The 19,945-nt window shown below is 42.2% G+C and carries 15 protein-coding genes and 1 pseudogene; 8 read left to right on the top strand and 8 right to left on the bottom strand.

Going from position 1 to position 19,945, the window contains the following annotated elements; genetic code table 11:
- Positions 1 to 200: 200 nt before the first annotated feature.
- From H6G76_RS18645 to H6G76_RS18635, 3 genes are all read left to right on the top strand, one after another.
- Positions 201 to 1,100: a hypothetical protein gene (locus H6G76_RS18645; protein WP_190703727.1), complete on the top strand. Its 900-nt coding sequence runs from the start codon at positions 201 to 203 to the stop codon at positions 1,098 to 1,100.
- Between the two features lie 154 nt (positions 1,101 to 1,254).
- The gene (locus H6G76_RS18640; protein ID WP_190703725.1) at positions 1,255 to 3,177 is read left to right on the top strand and encodes an Hsp70 family protein; all 1,923 of its coding nucleotides are present in this window, start codon (positions 1,255 to 1,257) and stop codon (positions 3,175 to 3,177) included.
- Between the two features lie 894 nt (positions 3,178 to 4,071).
- The gene (locus H6G76_RS18635; RefSeq protein ID WP_190703723.1) at positions 4,072 to 4,878 is read left to right on the top strand and encodes a WGxxGxxG-CTERM domain-containing protein; all 807 of its coding nucleotides are present in this window, start codon (positions 4,072 to 4,074) and stop codon (positions 4,876 to 4,878) included.
- A 27-nt stretch (positions 4,879 to 4,905) separates the two neighbouring features.
- Here the strand turns inward: H6G76_RS18635 and H6G76_RS18630 are convergent, their stop codons facing one another.
- The 5 genes from H6G76_RS18630 to folB form a co-directional block, all read right to left on the bottom strand.
- Positions 4,906 to 6,123 carry a sigma-70 family RNA polymerase sigma factor gene (locus tag H6G76_RS18630; protein WP_190703720.1) on the bottom strand — a complete coding sequence of 406 codons (1,218 nt, stop codon included), beginning with the start codon at positions 6,121 to 6,123 and terminating at the stop codon, positions 4,906 to 4,908.
- Between the two features lie 349 nt (positions 6,124 to 6,472).
- Positions 6,473 to 8,086: a CHAT domain-containing protein gene (locus tag H6G76_RS18625; RefSeq protein ID WP_190703717.1), complete on the bottom strand. Its 1,614-nt coding sequence runs from the start codon at positions 8,084 to 8,086 to the stop codon at positions 6,473 to 6,475.
- Positions 8,087 to 8,216: 130 nt separating this feature from the next.
- Complete coding sequence (locus tag H6G76_RS18620) at positions 8,217 to 9,401, bottom strand: DUF1822 family protein (RefSeq protein ID WP_190703714.1); 1,185 nt, start codon at positions 9,399 to 9,401, stop codon at positions 8,217 to 8,219.
- Positions 9,402 to 9,956: 555 nt separating this feature from the next.
- Complete coding sequence (locus tag H6G76_RS18615) at positions 9,957 to 10,739, bottom strand: pre-peptidase C-terminal domain-containing protein (protein ID WP_190703710.1); 783 nt, start codon at positions 10,737 to 10,739, stop codon at positions 9,957 to 9,959.
- Between the two features lie 180 nt (positions 10,740 to 10,919).
- The gene (gene folB, locus H6G76_RS18610; protein ID WP_190703707.1) at positions 10,920 to 11,330 is read right to left on the bottom strand and encodes a dihydroneopterin aldolase; all 411 of its coding nucleotides are present in this window, start codon (positions 11,328 to 11,330) and stop codon (positions 10,920 to 10,922) included.
- A gap of 98 nt (positions 11,331 to 11,428) precedes the next feature.
- On the opposite strand from folB, the gene menD reads away from it, so the two are divergent.
- Entirely contained in the window at positions 11,429 to 13,156 is a 1,728-nt protein-coding gene (gene menD, locus H6G76_RS18605; RefSeq protein WP_190703825.1) for a 2-succinyl-5-enolpyruvyl-6-hydroxy-3-cyclohexene-1-carboxylic-acid synthase, read from the top strand.
- Between the two features lie 214 nt (positions 13,157 to 13,370).
- Entirely contained in the window at positions 13,371 to 14,483 is a 1,113-nt protein-coding gene (locus H6G76_RS18600; RefSeq protein WP_190703704.1) for a saccharopine dehydrogenase family protein, read from the top strand.
- Between the two features lie 179 nt (positions 14,484 to 14,662).
- Here the strand turns inward: H6G76_RS18600 and H6G76_RS18595 are convergent, their stop codons facing one another.
- Positions 14,663 to 15,670, bottom strand: coding sequence for an aldo/keto reductase (locus tag H6G76_RS18595; protein ID WP_190703701.1), 1,008 nt, complete (start codon positions 15,668 to 15,670; stop codon positions 14,663 to 14,665).
- A 66-nt stretch (positions 15,671 to 15,736) separates the two neighbouring features.
- Positions 15,737 to 15,991, bottom strand: a complete 255-nt coding sequence (locus H6G76_RS37150; protein WP_242056454.1) for a hypothetical protein — start codon at positions 15,989 to 15,991, stop codon at positions 15,737 to 15,739.
- Between the two features lie 70 nt (positions 15,992 to 16,061).
- Between H6G76_RS37150 and H6G76_RS18585 the strand changes: the two genes are divergently transcribed.
- On the top strand, positions 16,062 to 17,033 hold the full coding sequence (locus H6G76_RS18585; protein WP_190703698.1) for an AraC family transcriptional regulator: 972 nt from the start codon (positions 16,062 to 16,064) through the stop codon (positions 17,031 to 17,033).
- Between the two features lie 127 nt (positions 17,034 to 17,160).
- Entirely contained in the window at positions 17,161 to 17,736 is a 576-nt protein-coding gene (locus H6G76_RS18580; protein WP_190703696.1) for a PadR family transcriptional regulator, read from the top strand.
- A gap of 523 nt (positions 17,737 to 18,259) precedes the next feature.
- On the opposite strand, the gene H6G76_RS18575 is transcribed toward H6G76_RS18580, so the two are convergent.
- Positions 18,260 to 19,101, bottom strand: a protein-coding gene (locus tag H6G76_RS18575; RefSeq protein ID WP_242056457.1) for an IS5 family transposase whose coding sequence is annotated in 2 segments (ribosomal slippage) — positions 18,260 to 18,717 and positions 18,717 to 19,101 — 843 coding nt in all. Because the reading frame shifts where the segments join, the coding sequence is not laid out codon by codon here.
- A gap of 286 nt (positions 19,102 to 19,387) precedes the next feature.
- On the opposite strand from H6G76_RS18575, the pseudogene H6G76_RS18570 reads away from it, so the two are divergent.
- A pseudogene (locus H6G76_RS18570) lies at positions 19,388 to 19,840 on the top strand (transposase); the annotation flags it as partial.
- Positions 19,841 to 19,945: the final 105 nt, after the last annotated feature.

Here is a 19,945-nt window from a genome sequence, read left to right as displayed (position 1 = left end):
GGAGGCAGGAGGTAAAAGTATTACTATTCCTGGCATTCAATCGCATTCATTTGTCCTAACCTATGTGACTACCGCTATATATATCTTTAGAATAATATTTTTATTTTACAGAAGTGTTTGTAATCCTTTTTAAGTAAGACGCACAGTAACGGCGTGCAAGACTAGGATTAAGATAAAATCTGCTGTAATTTAATTATGTAATGAAAACAATCAGCGCACTTTTTAGCGAAGAACGCAAACAACTTCAGACAGAGATTGATAACACAACTAGCATTGAGCAAGTAGTTAAGCTAGTTCAAAACCATCTCGATAGCTTAGAAAGAATTTATATTAGTGAGCTAAACCTGACTCAAGTGCGTTTAGCTGCCTTTTTTTTGGATATGCTGCGACAGTCTATCGCTACTCTGACTGCGGCTAACCAATCTCAAGTTACTCCCAAACAGCCAAAGCAAATTCCTAATTTAGATTTAGCGCAATTTTCCCCCAATAGGTTGATATTGAAGCTGCTTAAGGTACTGATTTATGTGGGGATTTTAGGTTCGTTGTTTTCGTTAACCAAAATAGACCTAAGTGCTTGGATGGCAATTTTGCTGACTTCCTTGCTGTTAGGGTTAGAAGTTGTCTTGCAACTTGATAAAACTAATTCAACTTCTGCTGAACTGGTAGAACTACCCCAACCTGTGCTACGGGTTGATAGTAACATCCTGCTTGATAACTTGGCGGATGCTCTCAACACTATCGACTTAGCAGTTGCTAGATTTGAAGAAAGTAATAAATACGAAGACGATCGCACCATCGAAGAACTACCAGAGTTATTGAATTTTCTGCAACGACTAATGGGCGCATCATTTCTCGATCAACCCCAAATGGCGATCGCATTAGCTAAACTTCTGCCACAAATTTTAATGTCTCAAGGAATCCGCGCGCAACTTTACCAACCGCAAGCACAGCAAAGTGAACGTGAATATTTTGATTTTGAGCCAAGTATCGACCCCGACACTAAAGATTACGTTACCATCACACCTGCCTTATTAAAAGGCGATCGCTTGCTGCGGCGCGGTCGGGTAATTGAGCCAGCTTATTCTGAGGCGAGAGAATAGGAGAGGTTAGAGACTAGGGACTAGAGCAATCCTAATTAATTTACAAACTAGTCGTGGAGTCAGGCAATAGGCAATAGGCAACAGATTTGTTTGGAACCTACATGATTTGCTATAGAGGAAAATACCTCATTCAGATAAAAATTGCTTTAAAAGTATGAGAATTATTGAAACAATCGGTTTTGATTTGGGACACGGTGAAACAGCAGTAGCAAAAGCTATTGTGGAGAGTATTGAACCACCCCAAATGCTAGAAGTTAATAATAAAAAGAATCAAATTACAGCTTTAGGTTGGCATCCTAAACTTGGTTATCTAGTCGGAGAACAAGCCTTAATTCAAGCTGGCGTGACCCAACTGGCGATAACTTTTAAACAAAAACCTAACAATGATCCTGAGTACCGAAAAACAATTTCTACATTTCTCGCTACTTACTACAGCCAACTAAAAGAAAGCAAACAAATTGAAGGCGGCGAAAGTAGTTATTTTTACGTTGGTTGTCCTTCGGGATGGTCAACAAGCGATCGCGCCGAATATCAAAAGCTATTGCAAGAAGCTGGAATTCCTCAACTGAATGTTATACCCGAATCTCGCGCTGCTTTCATGCAAGCCAAAGAAGCCGGGAAGTTGGAATATGACAAACTACTGTCATCGGTGCTAATTGTTGATATTGGCTCCTCGACCACAGATTTTACTTTGGTAAAAAGCTTACACGAAATCCCCATAGATTTCGGGAGTAATACTTTAGGTGCATCTTTAATTGACAAAGCGATTTTTGCCCGAACTTTAGCGCAACATCAACAAAAGACCTTACTCGAAAAAGTATTTCAAGAATATCCCCATCACCAAGCGCGTTGTGAACTGGCTTGTCGCAAAGCCAAAGAAGATTTCTTTTCTAACGAACAGCTATATAGTGATCCCCAATCTTTTGCGCGCGGCTTTGAGTCAATTAACGAGCAGATTTATTTTATTCCGCAAGTCAATAAATTGATGATGGAGGAAATTTTAAATCAACCTTTAGCCGAACTGGGACAAAAAAGTTGGATGCGATCGTTTCAGAACTCAGTAAGCGAAGCGAAACAAAAGCTTGAGCAACTTGGGATTGTACCAAAACTCGTGTTGATGACTGGTGGCGCATCGCGGATGAAATTTACCCATCAAATTTGTCAACAAATGTTTCCCGAACCAGAAACACTCCTGCGCCCCGATCCCGAACCAGAACGCTGCATTGCACTGGGTTTAGCCCGTGTCGGTCGCTGGGATTTGCGTGCGACAGCCTTTGAACAAGAAGTTAATAAACTTTTAGACTCACAAAAGCTCGAACAACTGATTAGGAGGCATATCCCAGATTTAATAGAATTGTTGACTCAGCCACTAGCAGAAGGTTTGATAGAAAACGCAGTTAGACCAGGAGTAAAAGACTGGCAAAAAAACAAAATCCGCACTTTAGCCGACTTGGAAACATCAATGAAAAGTCGTGCCGAAGAGTGGCTAGAAGGTGATCTTTCTCAGCAGATAATTAACAAACAATGCATCAGTTGGTTTAACAATAAAATTCAACCCGACTTAGCCGCAGAAACCGACCCCATCTGCCGAAAGTTTCAAATACCTAGAAGCAGTTTAAGGTTTGAAGACACCATTGAGCCGACGTTTGCCAACCCAGAACTACGTATTGGAGATGCTATTCTTGCCGAGACAGTAGGGTTGATTGTCAATGTAGTCATTGGTGGAGGAACTCTTGCTAGCATCATCACCCTGATTCTTACAGGACACTTTACCTGGCCGATCGCATTAGTATACGGTGCTTCGGTCATGGCAGCTGGTATGGAATTAAATCGTAAGAGTGTCCAAGAAGCGATTAAGACAAATGTGGATCTACCCAGTTGGATGCGTTCTAGTTTTATGAACGACAAAAAAATTGAGGATATGTGTACTCAAATCAAGCCTGAGTTAGAAAAAGTTCTCCGAGAACAATTAACAACAAATCAAGAGGCTTTTGAGGAACTGAGTCAAAAAGTTGAGCAAGGGCTTCAAACAGCACTTTCTACAAAAGTTCAAGAGGCAATTATTCTCATTCAATAGTGCTAAAACACACATTTATTGCTTAACGAAGGCAGGGGGCAGGAGTCCGTTTTTGTAACGAGGATTTATACCCCGTTGCAAAAACTTTTCGCCTTTTAAGGCGAGGTTTTAAACCAGATTGTTTCGATAATCTGTTGAGGCTGGGTGTAGGGGTTTACTGGTATAGGGTGTAAGGGTTGTGAATAGATCCACCCCTTAACCCAATACGGTTCGGTTAAAGGGGAAAGGCGAAGTGGGAAAGGTAAGAAAAAACTTTTAACCCTTACCCTTTAACCCCTTTGGGGTTCGCCAAACCAATTCTTCGTTCAAAATGCTTATCCGTACCGTATTGCCTCTTAACCCACACACCCTTGCACCCTTCCCCAAATACTTGATTTTTCGTTTTCATGCTTAAGTCCTATGTAACTGTCTTAGGGATTAATTTATATTTAAGAGTGCGTTTATTTTGTTTACGCTTGGAAATACTTATCAATCAAGGGTTAGATACAACAACCTCGATTTAAAACTCCAGACTTTGTAACTTAAATAACGGAGATTTTTATACCTCAAGAAAGAGGTTCATCTTGTGATACTTGGCGACAATCTAACTTGGCAAAGTTTACATATTTTTGCATTTTTATTAATCAAAAATGCAAATCAAGTATTGCAATTCCAAGAGTAAAATCTAAAATAATTTATATTAGATTAGATTTTTTCTTAATCAAGTCTATATTAATACATAAAATTTCTGGAAATGATGAAAATATTTTTCTAATTGAGTAGTAGATATGCAATTAATATAAGCCTAATTGTAGAGTGCTTATCACAGTAGATGATGTTAGAAAAATAATAGAGAAATAAAATTTTGAGCAATCAAGAAACCACAAAGTATAGAACATTTAAGGAACTATAAACATGAGATCTGTTAAATTATCTAAATCCGTTTGGGCTAGCTTGTTTGCCATCAGTTTCGCCACCGTAGTAACTATACCTGTTTCTGCCCAGACTGGTAGCAGTGGTAGTGGTAGTAGTGGTAGCACAGGTACTACAGGCACAACAGGTACAGGTACTAGCGGTACCACAGGCACGACAGGCACAGGTACTAGCGGTACCACAGGTACAGGTATCAATGGTACAACAGGTACTAGCGGTACCACAGGTACAACAGGTACGGGTAGCTCAGGCTTAGGTACAGACACAGGTACCAATGGCACAACAGGCACAGGTAGCTCAGGTACTACAGGCACAGGTAGCTCAGGCTTAGGTACAGGCACAGGTAGCTCAGGCTTAGGTACAGACACAGGTAGTTCAGGCTTAGGTACAGACACAGGTAGCTCAGGTACTACAGGCACAGGTAGCTCAGGCTTAGGTACAGGCACAGGTAACTCAGGTACTACAGGCACAGGTACTACAGGTACTGGCACAACAGGAACAGGTACCACAGGTATTGATTCAACAGGTACCAGTGGCACCACAGGTACAGGTAGTACAGGTACCACTGGTACTGACTCAACAGGTACTAGCGGCACAACAAGCACTGGCACCACTACAGATACATCTTCTCAAGGAACTAGTGATGTCAGAGGCGATCGCGGTTCTAATAATTGGGGTTGGTTAGGTTTAGCCGGTTTAGCTGGTTTAGCTGGTTTAGCGCGTAAGCGGGAAGAACCCAAAGCTTACCGCGATCCCAATGAAGTCACAGGAACTCGCACCAGATTGTAGAATGCCAATGAAGGGTGAAGCAATGCTTCACCCTTCATTTTGAAAGTGATAAATAAAATGCTGAGAATTTTCAAAATACTCGTGCAACCATTCCTCCATCACAGCACTCATATCTTTCAGCACATTTGAATTTAAAGAAATCTGGGATGTGTGCTGACCCCAAGCCGCCAGGGCCATCAACAAAAACTCACAGGCTTTTGCAAGTTTACGTGAAACAGTATATTGCTTTAGAGCTAACTGTTGCCCAATTTGCTGCTGGGTAAATCCTTGACCGTAATATAGCTGTAGTATCTGCTGTTCTTGTATTTGGAGTTGCTCAAGTGCTGATACTAAAACAGTGTGGATTTGATGTTTTTGGGCTTCTCTTTTTTGGGTTTCTTCCTCAGCAATAATTTTCGTCAGTAAAGATTCTTGTTCGTCTAGCAGATAATTTCCCAGTTCATGGGACTCTTTTCCGGGTTTTAGTTGGTTTAGGGAAGTTACCTGGGGATATAAGTAATGACGCACCCACTTTACAGACTGTTTTAGACAGTTTTCTAGAGTTTCTGGGCTGCATTCCTCTCCTGGTGCAGTCAGTTGGCTGTGGCGTTCGCTGTTGTAGAGTTGAGCGATCGCTTTCCAAGTCGCGGGATCTGGTGGCGGAAGTTGCTGTCTATCTCCTGTATTGCTTGGTGTGTATAGTTTTTTGAAACAATTCCAGGCTAAACAATAATGTTCAATTTGCTCGGAATTTACACCAGCGTTACTCAGCGATTTTTCTAAACGTTTTTGGCTAATTCTGTGTAATAAAGTCCAATCACTACAAAAATCTATTTCTTGATGTTGGCGAAGTGTATCTATAATTACACCTTTAAAAGTAGCACTGGCGTAGCTTTTTAAGCTGAAACCTTGCTGGGGTTTAAATCCTTTCAAAACTTTGTCAATTTCTGCGATCGCAATTTGAAAACAGTCTGATAACCTATATTGTGCATTCGCTAAACTGCTGACAATCTTGTAGGCTGACCAATAACAACTTTCTTGTAGGTAAGCTGACAGATGCAGTCTCGCCAAACTATGGGATTGTTGCCAAAGCTGATACCAGTATATTGCCCAAAAATTTTCCGAGCTTTTTGATTCTGGTAATTGCTGTAAGCAATTTCGCATATTACGACGCAAATGTGGAATTGATACCCAACCCTTAACCCGGTCTTCTGCAAATTCCAGGAAAGTGGAAAATGACTCTATGATGGTTTGACGAGGATGCATGAATTTTACTAAATAAAGCAAAACACCAGAAAATGTTCAATTTGTTTTGTCGATATTAAAATAATTATTTTTTCAAGAATCCTAATGCTTGAGTTTATCAGGACTTCGGATAAGGAAAATCAATGGTTTAAACAAGGTGTATAGGTCAATACAGTTCGGTTAAAGGGGAAAGGCGAAGGGGAAAAGGGGGGAATTTTCTCAAAGTCCCCCTTTTTAAGGGGAGCCAGCGCCGTGGGCGGGTTTCCCGACTTGAGGCGACTGGCGTGGATTTAGGGGGATCAGAGGATTTGTGTGTACACCGTAGCCCTTTTTAAGGGGGTTGGGGATCTGAGTGCGTAAGTTCTGAACCTTAGTGCGTAAGTCCTGTTTCTGGGGATAATTTCTGCGTGGGAAGTCTTTTACTGACTTCGCAGATTTTAGTCAGACGGGGTTTGTATTGTAAATAAGCGGACAAATCAGCATCAGCCGTTTCTACTGCTAAACTTCTATTGATATTTAAACTTATTGCTTGTGATTGATTTACATCGACTTTTTTGAGACTTTCCCACAGAGTGCGATCGCTCAGAGTATTTTGATCCATATTTTGGATATATTTTTGTGTCACCAACACTACCCGCAACCGTTCATCTATGTTTGCAGTAGGCGGTAATCCCAGCAAATGGTTATAAAACCACACTTCTAGAGGTTGCAATCCCCCCATTAGTCGCACAATCATCATGGCAATGGTAAAAGCCAAACTAACTGTCCAGAGGTTTCGACTGTGCTGCAAGAAGATAGGGCTTGGAGATGTTACTCTAATGAGATTGTGCCTCAATCCTGCTCTGTGTTGCCGTCCAAAACGTAATTCTTCCCATGTTGGGGGTGCAGCTATAGAATTTTGGCAAACTACAGGTAACCAGCTTGCACAGGGATATTCATCTTCTAACCCCTGTAACCTTTCTTTCGCTTCTCGCACAGCCATATAGAAAGACTTTCCAGAGGCAAACAGCAGCAACCAAGACTTCAAAAACTCTTGTGCAACAATATCTGGAATAGGTTCTCGCATCACAATTAGTTGGGGAATCTGCAAATCAGCCAAATCATGCGCTAATCCCAAACCATCACAAGAATTGACAATTGCCAATTGTAAACCGCGAGCGATCGCAGCTTTTAAGCTATTTTTTAACTGGGGAATACTAATTGCATCCTGAGAGTTAATTTCCAACTCTCCCGTTGCACAATCCATCTGACTGGAACTATGTCCCGCAAAAAACAGAATATCCCATCCCCGTTCATCCCAGAGACAAGCATCAATTTCTCGACGTTGCGGTTCTACTAAAAATACTGTTTCTGCATCTGGTAGATTTTCTAATAACAGACGGTCTTTTTGGATTTCTATCCCTTGGGAGTTTCCCAAAATTGCTAAAATTCTCACTTTTTTGGAAATCTGACGACGCACAGATGTTACACCTTCATATTCTTGAGTACCCTGTGCGATTTCTGCTTTTGGGTAATCTTCAAAAAAATGCCACAAATGCCAGGGTAATCTGAGCAGTTGCTCATCTTCTGTTGCAATAATTACTCGAATTTCATCATGCTGTGAAAGTTTAGTCCGCAGCCTTCTCTCAATTTTTTGAAATGATTCTGTATTCAGCCAAATATTAATTTTGTTTTCTAATTCCTGGCAAACTTTTCTAAATTCTGTATCAGAAACATGGGTAATATCCTCTGATAAAAATTCTATTTCTGGATGAATAATACTGCGAAGCCTACGAAAACGAGCAGCAAGAGCGCAATATAATAATTTCCAGCGTTTGTAAATTTTTACTAGTTCCAAATTAGCAGGTAAACTTCCTACAAATTGAATCGGAGCCAGGCTCTCTGTTTGCCACAATTGAGCGATAATGCTAGGAAAGCCTTGCTGCAAATTCCCTTTGCCTAAATTAAAAACAAGTAATGTCCTTTTACCGTGATCGTGGAACATATCAACGCCCTGGCACATTAATAAATTTAGGATATTATGAGCTATAAACTAATTACAGAAATAATTAGAATAATTACTTATTTATTATGTAAATAGATGTGTATTATCCAGCTATTTGATTAACTATTATTTAAACTACAAAATATTCTGTAATCTCAAATTCCTGTAATGCCACTTTCACACTAAACTGAAATTCTGATGAGCATTTAAAGCTTGGTACTTGAATGTAGTTATCTTCACTTCCCGCCTCTACATATTGCAGTATTTTTCCGGAGAAGGAAAGCAAAATCAATTTGATATTAGCAGGGAGATAACGGTTTCCCGGACGCGGATGTAGCTGTACTCGCACCATAATTCTGTTATCTGCTTGTGTTGTTAATTTTACCAATAGTGCGATAGACTCACCTGATGGTAAATCAATCCACCTGCATCCCTGCACTAGGTCATCCTCAAAGGAATTATCTCCTCTGAGGCTACTGAAACTGTATGCTAAACCTGTTGACGACGATGATAAATCTGCTAAAGATTGCCAACCATCTGCAAAGATATTCTGGCCCCATCGGCTTAGATTCACCAGTACTGGTATAGATGGTAGCGCACTTAGACGCTGATGATAAAGACGCGATCGCCAATTTTCATTTTCCAGCAACGCTCCCCATAAACTAAATGGTACTGCCAATCTAGGAAACACAACGTTAGGACTAGCCAAACGTTGTATTAAATTTTCAGCTTGTGCCATTGGTAAACTAGGTAAAGAGGCTACCACTTCTCGCGTCACCTCATCTGAGCAAAGTTGCTGTGCTACCCAGAGAACCCTCATATCTCGAAATATGTCATCCCCGTCCAAGCTATAACTACGGTCTCTGGGATCATATCTGCCTTCATGCTTCAATTGCTGATGGGTAGTATAACCCCAAATTATCAGCGATTTCTCATGCAGATTTACCTGCACCGCTAAATAATAATCTCCAACCCAGCTAGGAATATCAACCCATTCTTGTGGTACTCGTAATTCGTCTTCGTCAATTATTTCTGTAGGTAATAATATTAATCTTTTTGTCCCCATAACAATAACAGTGCCATTCACAAATTCCCATACACTAGGTAGAGCAGAAGTGGTGAGCCAAATTGCTGCGTTGGGTGCATATTCTTCCTGTATCCAAGGGAAAAAAACTTGGTAGCAAATCTGATTCAAATATCCTCGCCAGACACTACTGGTGTCAGAAAAATGCTGGCTTTGTTCCCAAGCTTCTGCTGAGAGTCTTGAGGAGATTTCTAACCACAGTTGAGTTGGTCTAGCGTAAGAAAATATCATCTTCACCACTTCCTTAGAGAAGGGCATTCAGGATTTTTTTTAGATACCCTGTCATCATTTATTTATTAAATATTAATTATTAATATAGAACTCATATTTGCTTTTTGAAAAAACTCAGTAAATTTCTAGTCACCTTCTTCCAATTTGGTCATATTTGCAATCCTCCAGTCATATCGTGTCCGGTTAAAGACTTATCATTAACGTGAGTTCGATGAACCTCTCCCCAACCCCTCTCCGTCTCGGAGAGGGGCTTTAATATCTTGGTTAGGAACAAAAAATTAAGCTTTCTAAGCCTCTCCCTGCTTCGGGGAGAGGTTTGGAGAGGGGTTCTTTATCATCGGTCGAACTCACGTTATCATTAAGACGGCAGGGGAGGAGGGGAGAAGGTTTGCTGTTTCTGCACAGACACATTTAATCACAACTGATCAGCCGGACATGATATCAGAGTATTTTCTAGGAAGGAAAGTAGGATCAGCCTAAAAAGAGCGATCGCCACTTCCATGAGTAATCGCTCTTTTTAGTTAGTCTATTCACTCAGTTTTCACAACTCTTTTTTCATGCAATAAGGTTCTGTGAGAGTTGATTAAGTAGCAAAGTTGATGAAGTAGTTATCGATAGGTTGTAGTCGGTACTGCCAGAGTATTGATAAACTTGGACAAAATAATCGCCTGAATTCACGCCATAATTCAAAGACTCGCTAGAACTACTACCAAGCCTAGAATATGCAAGGATTTCGTCAGAATCAACTATTTGATTGCCGTTGTTATCCTGAATTAATCTAATATCAGCGTCACCAGTTAATCCCGTGAGGGATGCATTGAGTTCTAGACTATCAATGCTACTTACTGAGAAAAAATAGGTATCAACCGTGTTGTTATCACCTAGCGAGCCAGTTTGATTGCTTGTGCTAATAGTGCCTAACTCTATTTCTTTTGGCAACAGGTTAGGTGCTGACGTATAGTAAGGAAACTGTGGGGTAGCTGATAGGTCAAGTTCGTAGTTTAAACCGTCATTATCACTTACAAGGTATTTATCAACTACAGCCAAGTAACTACCAGCACTACCTACATAGTTGATTGCGTCATCTAAATTACTCCCTCTACTAGAACTTAAAATCAGTGTGTCGCTTGAGTCTAAGCTACCATCGCTGTTAACATCCTGATACAGTTTGAGATCAGCATCATCACCAACAGTAATATTATGTAGGCTCAGGTTAATGCTGTTTGTACCACTGGTACTGAAGTTGTAAACGTCTTGAGTAAAGTAATTGCCGAGGTAATTACTACGCTCTACGGGTGTTTCACCTAAAGAACCAACAGTGTAAGTACTAGTAACCATCTCAACTCTCCTTTGAATAAGCATGGAAATTCAATCTGACTACTACTCGGTTGACTCTTTGCTTTTATGCAATCAGCAGCAATTTTTTTAACAAAACTTCAAAATAAACTTTTCGGTCTACTGACTTAAATTTACAGCGTTTTTCGGTTGAGTGCAGTACAAGTAGCTAGGAGCGAGAGGCTAGAGGCTAGAGGAATTTACCTCATTGGGATGAAAACTGCTGTAAGAATTAACTTTAGTTCTAGTGAGTTCAATGCTAATTTTGCCGCCAAAATCAGGAATGGGTGCTGCGGGTTTGGTGACAATGACTTGAACTTGCGTGACGCGATCGCTCTGTTGCAAAATAGAGTCAGCGATCGCACCTGCTAATCTTTCAATCAAAGCAAACTGAGAAGTTTTCACCAGATTTTGAATCGAGCTAATCACACTGCGATAATCAAGAGTATCTGCGATCGCATCAGTCACAGCAGCCTGAGAAAGGTCTAACCATAATTTCACATCCACCTCAAACCATTGGCCTAGTACCTGTTCCTCTGGTAAGTAGCCAGTGTAGCCATAGCAGCGAATATCGGTTAAATGAATACAGTCCATAAGTGTTGTAGATAGAGTTGCAATTAATTTGCCATCCAAAAATTTACCAAACAGAGGATGTCACAATTGAATATTGTCTGATAGTTATTTTGGATTTGATGCTGTTCGCCTATAAGAATGTTAATCAGCTTTGGGCTTTTGTCTTAACAGAGACACTAAAACGCCTAGGTTTAACTTGCGCTGTGATTTGTCCTGGTTCCCGTTCCACACCTCTAACAGTCGCTTTTGCCCAACAAATACCTCATATTGAAGCAATTCCGATTCTTGATGAACGTTCTGCGGCATTTTTTGCCTTGGGAATTGCGAAAGCTACCGGAAAGCCTGTGGCGTTGGTATGTACTTCGGGGACAGCAGGCGCAAACTTTTACCCAGCCGTCATTGAGGCAAAAGAAAGTCGGGTACCACTGTTGCTGTTAACTACCGATAGACCACCAGAACTGCGAGATTGTCACTCTGGACAAACCATCGACCAAGTAAAATTATATGGTAGTTATCCCAACTGGCAAGCTGAGTTAGCTATTCCCTCCCCAGATCTGGAAATGCTGGCTTATTTGCGACAAACGGTAATTTATGCTTGGGAGAGAACCCAAACACCAACAAAAGGGCCCGTTCATTTAAATATTCCTTTTCGTGATCCCCTCGCACCTATTCCCGATGGTAGTAACTTACAGTTAAACGTAGACGCATTCTTCGCCGCCATTACAAATACTATCCCGACTCCCGACTCCCGACTCCCCATTCCCCAACAATGGCAACAGTGCGATCGCGGTATAATTATTGCTGGAGTTGCCCAACCTCAAAATCCCCAAGAGTATTGTAGAGCGATCGCGCAACTTTCCCAAACTCTGCAATGGCCAGTGCTTGCCGAGGGACTTTCCCCACTGCGAAATTATGCAGACCTCAACCCTGATTTAATTTCCACCTATGACCTGATTTTGCGAAATCAGGAATTAGCAAAGCAGCTAGCACCCGAAATGGTGATTCAGGTTGGAGATTTACCTACGAGTAAAGAACTGCGTACTTGGATAACTGCTACCCAACCCCGACGATGGGTAATTGACCCTAGCGACCAAAACCTCGACCCTCTGCATGGTCAAACGACACATCTACGAGTGAACGTAGAAGATTTAGTAGTAGAGAAATCAGACAACAATCAGTTAACCTCTGAATATTTACAACTTTGGTGTCATGTTGAAGCGAAAGTCAGGGCTACTGTTGACCAAACTATGGCGACAATGGAAGATTTGTTTGAAGGTAAAGCAGCTTGGCTATTGTCGCAAATATTACCACCTGGGACACCATTGTTTATTGCTAATAGTATGCCTGTGCGGGATGTAGAATTTTTTTGGCAACCAAATAACTTAGGAGTGCGATCGCACTTTAACCGAGGTGCTAATGGTATTGATGGCACACTATCGACAGCTTTAGGAATTGCCCATCGTCAACAAAGCAGCGTCATGTTGACCGGAGATTTAGCACTATTGCATGACACCAATGGCTTTTTAATCCGCAATAAATTTATCGGACATTTAACAATTATTTTAATCAACAATAATGGCGGTGGCATATTTGAAATGTTACCCATTGCCAAATTTGAACCACCCTTTGAAGAGTTTTTTGCCACACCCCAGGATATTAATTTTGCCCAATTATGTACTACTTATGGTGTAGAGCATGAATTGATTACAACTTGGCAACAGTTGCAACAAAAATTAAACCCACTGCCAACTAAAGGAATCAGAGTTTTAGAATTGCAAACAAATCGGAAGTTAGATGCTAAGTGGCGACAGGAAAATTTAAGGAAGTTTGCCGCCTATATTACGTAATAAATACCATGAGCATAATCAACACAATCATACTTTTCGGGACTTCCAGAAATTAAATTATTCAACTATATTGATCAGAATCTTTTTCTCCCCCTGCTCCCCTGCTCCCCTTCTAGCCTCTACCCTCAGATGAGTAGGCGAGTCATACTTGTAACCGATGACAAACACCACAGGAAACTGGTGAAATACAATTAATGTTACCCACACCGGAGTAATGACAGACCGCGTTTTAATTCTTGGAGGTAGGGGGCGAATTGGGAGCAGTGTTGCCCAAGATTTAGCCGCCCATACAGAAGCAAAAATTACCATTACTGGCCGTTCCCCAGAGACTCATAGCTTGCCTTTGGGAGAGCGAGAGCAGTATTTAACTTTGGACTTGGCAGAAGTTGATAGACTACGGGAAGCGATCGCTAATTCTGATTTAGTAGTTCACTGTGCTGGCCCGTTTCACTACCGCGATGCCAATGTTCTAAAAATTTGTATAGAACAAGGTGTTAACTACGTAGATGTTAGTGACCATCGCTCTTTCACTAGCAAAGCTTTGTCCTATCATGAACAAGCTGTTGCTGCTGGTGTAACAGCAGTCATTAACACAGGTATTTTCCCTGGCATTTCTAACAGTATGGTGCGTCAGGGGGTCGAGCAATTTGATGAAGCAGAAGAGATAAAACTATATTATTTAGTAGCTGGTTCTGGTGGTGCTGGCGTAACCGTCATGCGAACGACTTTTCTAGGCTTACAACATCCTTTTGAAGCCTGGATAGATGGTAAATGGCAAGTAGTTAAACCTTATAGTGAACGAGAACTAGTTGAATTTCCCCACTATCAACGTAATGGCGTTTACTGGTTTGATATGCCAGAAACTTTTACATTGCCTTATGCTTTTCCTTCAGTTAAAAGTGTAATTACTAAGTTTGGTTCGTTTCCCGATTATTATAATCATCTAACTTGGATGGCGGCGCATATTTTTCCTAAATGGTTAATGCAGCGTCGTGGCATGATTGAATTTTTATCTCATGTTAGTCATACAATGACAGATGTTACCAACCGATTTAGTGGTATTGGTGTAGCAGTACGCTCTGAAGTTATCGGCAAGAAAAATGGTGCAACAGGCGTTTTTGCTTCTACGGTATTGCATAATAATGCGGCTGTAGCCACTGGCTGCGGTACTGGTACTGTCGCTCAATTAATCCTCGAAGGTAAACTTAATAAGCCTGGGGTTTTACCTGTAGAAAATGCACTACCAACAGATTTGTTTACCCAAATAATGGATAGCCGCAAAATTCAGATTGAGCATACCTTTTTAAAGTCACCTGAACGTGTTTAAATCTACCCAATGCGGAATATGGGGAATTTAGACTGCAAACAAATCGATAGCCGCAAAAGCGATCGCACTGATTGGAATGGCAATGATTTGTTTTAGCCTCAGTAATTTGAGAAGGCTTCAACAGTACATTTGCTAATGTTGCGATCGCTTTTGGTTTATTTGAACCTATTTTTCGTCGTTTAGCGACCAGTCATTTGCTCCAGCTTTTCAGGATAGCGCGCCCCTTGCACCATGATTTTAGATGCCGCATCATCAATGTCGCGTAAATTGTCGGGCGTAAGTTCGACGGAGACTGCCCCGATGTTTTCGTCCAAACGATGCAGCTTTGTAGTACCTGGGATCGGAACAATCCAAGGCTTCTGTGCTAGTAGCCAGGCGAGGGCAATCTGAGCAGGTGTCGCCTGCTTGCGTTGGGCGATGCTGCCAAGCAGATCAATCAAGGCTTGATTCGCTTTGAGAGCCTCTGGCGTGAAGCGAGGCAAGGTGCTGCGGAAGTCGGAACTGTCGAAAGTGGCATTTTCGTCAATCTTGCCAGTGAGAAAGCCCTTACCTAGCGGGCTGTACGGGACAAAGCCGATTCCGAGTTCCTCAAGAGTTGGGATCACTTCCGCTTCAGGCTTTCTCCACCACAGCGAGTATTCGCTCTGGAGAGCAGTCACAGGCTGAACTGCGTGCGCGCGCCGGATCGTTTGCACTCCTGCTTCAGAGAGTCCAAAGTGCTTAACCTTTCCTTCATCAATCAGTTCCTTCACGGCTCCTGCTACATCTTCAATCGGCACGTTCGGGTCAACCCGGTGCTGATAGAGTAGGTCAATTGTCTCGACCTTGAGACGCTTAAGGGAACCCTCAACGGCCTGCTTGATATGTTCTGGTCGGCTATTCAGTCCCGGCGAACCCTTCATTCCACGTGGATCGGAATTAGGACTGATGTCGAACCCGAATTTGGTGGCGATGACCACTTGCCCACGAAAGGGAGCGAGGGCTTCACCCACCAGTTCTTCGTTCAATAACGGGCCGTAGACCTCGGCGGTGTCAAAGAATGTTACGCCGCGATCAACGGCAGCCCCAAGAAGAGCGGTCATCTCCTGTATGTCTTTAGGCGGCCCATAAGAAAAGCTCATTCCCATACAGCCCAGCCCGATTGCTGAGACTTCCAAGTTACTGTTTCCAAGTTGGCGTTTTTGCATTTTTTGAACTCCTATCTTTGTATTATTTGTATTAAAAGTCGGAACATCATCTCGTTCACATTCACATCATCTGGCTGACTCATGTGCCTCGAACAGAGGGTCAATGCGGACAGTGCCGGTAAAATACTCGGTCGGCCCTTTGGCGGAAGGCTGTGAGCCACTTCTTTTGATGTCCATTTTCTTAATTCCTTCACTTGATGCCATTTTGGTGGCGTGGCTAGCAGGCAAGTCTCTTGCCCAATTAAAACTGAGTTGTTTCTTGAATAAAAATCCAGAATGTTTATAAGAAGCCGGAATCATTTTTGATTGCTTTAGCTTCATTCTAAGAATCTTGAAGGGCAAGTAATAAAACAATAGTCTAAGATTGTTGTACAATCCTGCAAACTTAGAAATGAACGCTGTCAAAACAATTGAAAAGTCCGATATAGATTTGATCAACGACCAGCAGGCAAAGCGCGAGGCAGACAGGGCGCAAGCCAACAGAGATGAACTGAAAGAGCGGATTGTACAGGCTATCCGTCATGATGGGACGATTGAGCCGCTCAAAGGATTGCACCTTAACCGCGCCTCCTCGCCTTCCGAATGCGTTCATAGTGTCTCTATCCCTGCCTTTTGTGTAATTGCTCAGGGCAGCAAAGAAGTTATGCTGGGTAGCGATCGCTATCAGTACGACCCGATGCATTATCTGCTTGCGACGGTCGAACTGCCGATTATCAGCCAAATTCTGGTAGCGTCCAAGACGCAACCTTACCTGAGCCTCCGCCTCGATCTCGATCCTACCCTCGTTGGCTCCGTGATGGTCGAGGCAGGGCATCCCGCATCACGCAACCGTGCTGATGTGAAAGCAATTGACGTAAGTCTGTTGGATGCAAATCTGTTGGACGCTGTGGTGCGGCTTGTCAGGCTTCTAGATTCCCCTGCTGAAGCTCATGTTCTCGCACCACTAATTAAGCGGGAAATCATTTATCGGCTCCTGATGGGAGAGCAAGGTAACAGGCTCCGGCATATTGCAGTTCTGGGTGGCTACACCCACCATATCGCCAGAGCCGTTGAGCGACTTCGTAAAGACTTTAAGGAGCCGCTGCGGATTGAAAGCATCGCACGAGAACTGGGAATGAGCGTCTCAGGCTTTCACCATCACTTTAAATCTGTTACTGCAATGAGTCCCTTACAGTTTCAGAAGCAACTGCGGCTCCAAGAAGCTCGCCGTCTGATGCTGGGGGAAAACCTTGACGCTACCAGTGCTGCCTACCGTGTGGGCTATGAGGATGCCTCGCACTTTAACCGCGAGTACAAGCGTATGTTTGGTGCGCCACCAATGCGCGATGTTGAGCGGTTGCGAGGATCTGCTATCGGTACTTAAACAATCACTTCATCCGAACGAGAACCGCTATATTTTAAAAGTTCTGGTTGTCAAAACCGATATAACGCGATATATTTATTGACGATAACGATATATCGTGATGCGTCAAAAGCCTAAGGAATTATATATGTTCAAACAATTTCATCCACGTCATCTCATACCAGCATGGGCAGGAGTTGGATCTGACAATCAATTTTTTATGAGTGGACGACATGGACACAGAGGTTCTTATAGGGGTAGTTGGGGAGATGAGCCTCGCACCCGTCGCGGTGAAATGAAATTCATTTTGCTTGGAGTTTTATCTGAACGTCCCCAGCACGGTTATGAACTGATTAAAGAACTAGAAACCCGTCGAGGAGGCTTTCACCGCCTGAGTCCTGGTTCTGTCTATCCAACACTCCAAATGTTGGAAGAAGGAGGTTATTTAACCAGTGAGCAAGTTGATGGCAAGCGTGTTTACACGATTACAGAGAGTGGTAGACAATTATTGAGCGATCGCGTCCAGCAATCTGATTCACAAAATCCTCACGACAGTTTTACCGAAAGCAAACCTTCGGAATTGATTGAGTTGCGGCGTACTTTAACCCAAGTGAATGATGCGGTCACACAGGTTGCACGCAGTGGCAATTTGGAGCAAGCAAATCGAGTACGCGATCTGCTGGTTCAGGTAAAGCGAGAGATTTATAAGCTTCTTGCCCAGTAGTAAAAAAAAGGTGACGATGAATCTCGCACGAGTCGTAAAAGAAGATTAATTTTTTGGTGAACAAACATGGAAAAACCCCACGGGTGCTGTGGGGTGATTTCATTAGGGTCTCTTAATATAGTGCTAATGTACTATACTTGATTGAAATTTGCAAGGATTTTACTTTATTTAGCTAAGTGATGTTAATTAACTCCTCACGTGCAAATAGAGGTTAGAGGCTTAAGGCTAGGGACTAGAGAAGAACGTTTTTCATGTTTGTTGTGGGTATTCACAATTATTGACTGATGTGAAAGTGCTGAATAAAAATACTAGCCCCTAGTGGTCTGGCAAGCCAACTTTGCATGGTGAATGCAGGTTTTGGTAAGCTATTTGAAGGGTGGCGGTGAATAGCATAATGGTAAAGAAGTATACAGTAGATTTGAAGACAGAAGAAGTCGAAAAACTGCGATCGCTAATTAAAACAGGCAAGAGTAAAGCAAGGAGTATAACTCGCGCCCATATACTAGACCTCTTGCAAAAGTCGTCAGGAAGATTTGATTTTGGGAAGAGAAAGCTCGTAATTGTAGAGAGCAGCAATTAGATTAAACCGCAAACTAAATCTTTTTCGGCGATTTCTATAAGTGAGAGACAAAATTTTAAATACCTTCAGCTTACGATTTACGTGTTCACCTAAAACTCTGATTCTGGCTAACTCTTGATTACTCTTTTTATCTTCATTACTTAACTTAGCTCCTCTGGGCTTTTTCTTAGGAATCCGGCTATTATGATGTAATTTTTGAATACCTTGATAACCTTTATCTCCTAAACATTCGATATTTTCTTCCAACCTCACTTTACTATTTTTAAATATACGGAAATCATGCTCTCTACCCTTACCATGCGCGGTACAGATGATTTTACCATTGGCTTTATCTACCACTACTTGTGACTTGAGTGTACGCTGTTTCTTCTTCCCACTGTAGAACTTTTTTTGTTTTTTTTAGGACGTTCAATTGGGCTTTCTGTCACATCAACTATTACTACTTGTAACTGATAATCGGAATTGAAGAGTCTTTTCTTGCCAGGAAGAGTGAACGCTCTAGATTTAACCAGTGTCTCTTCTATTTTTCGGATAATTCGGTATGCCGTAGACTCGTTTACTCCCCAAGATTGCCCAATATGAAAGTAAGTTCGGTATTCTCTCCAATATTCCAATGTCATCCACAATTGGTCTTCCAAGCAAAGCTTTCCTGGTCGTCCGGTTTTTTGTTTTGTTCGCTTTTGTGATCGCACTACCTCTAACATCTGGTTGAAAGTCTCCGGACGTACACCACACAAGCGTTTAAAATCTTCTGGTTTCAGACTCTTTACTTGTTCGTAGGTCATAGATGCTACCCAAATCTCATCTACTTGTCCCACGCATCTGGGACTTTTGCAAGAGACTCCACGAGCTGCGCTCACAAGGAACAATGAAAATGTGATACATTTTGCTCAAGCAGTTGGTACAAAGGTCGGAATGAAAGTAGTGCTGCGAGCCTGAGCAGGAGACAGACCTAGATGTCCAGTGGCACAAGGAAATGTGATACCCCTGAGTAGAGTGGGAAACACGCAAGGCAGAATCGTTTTTTCAAGGACATCTGACCAGCTGTGACAACATCAATGGAGGTGAAACATGGAACTCACCTACACTCACTGTGCGGGATTAGATGTCCATAAAAAAACAGTAGTTGCCTGCTGTATAACTCCCTTAATTAAGGGCGAGGTTAATATAGTTACCCGCAGTTTCAGTACGATAACAGTAGGACTGCTAGAACTGTCCGATTGGCTGCATAGTCAAAATGTTCAGCAGGTGGCAATGGAAAGTACAGGAGAATACTGTTCGACTGTATACAACTTATTGGAATCAGGCTTTGAAGTTTTGGTCGTCAATGCCCAACATATGAAGAATGTCCCCGGACGTAAGACAGACGTACAAGATGCACAATGGATAGCTGAACTCTTAGGTCACGGGTTACTGCGAGGAAGCTTTATTCCACCTTTACCACAGCGGGATTTGCGGGATTTAACTCGTCAACGTACTAATTTGGTTCAAGAACGGGCGGCTGTGGTCAACCGCTTGCAGAAGATCTATTGAAAAAAGCTCATGAAAGAAACCACTACCGCAGCCATTAGTGAAGCAATAGATGCTTTTAGAACAGCTATGTCATGCGCGATTTTTCGATTGGTTGAC

Source organism: Nostoc sp. FACHB-152 (assembly GCF_014697475.1).
In the GTDB taxonomy this organism is placed as follows: Bacteria; Cyanobacteriota; Cyanobacteriia; order Cyanobacteriales; family Nostocaceae; genus Nostoc_B.
The sequence above is the reverse complement of the archived record's forward strand: the minus strand, read 5'-3'. Positions and strand labels throughout refer to the sequence as shown.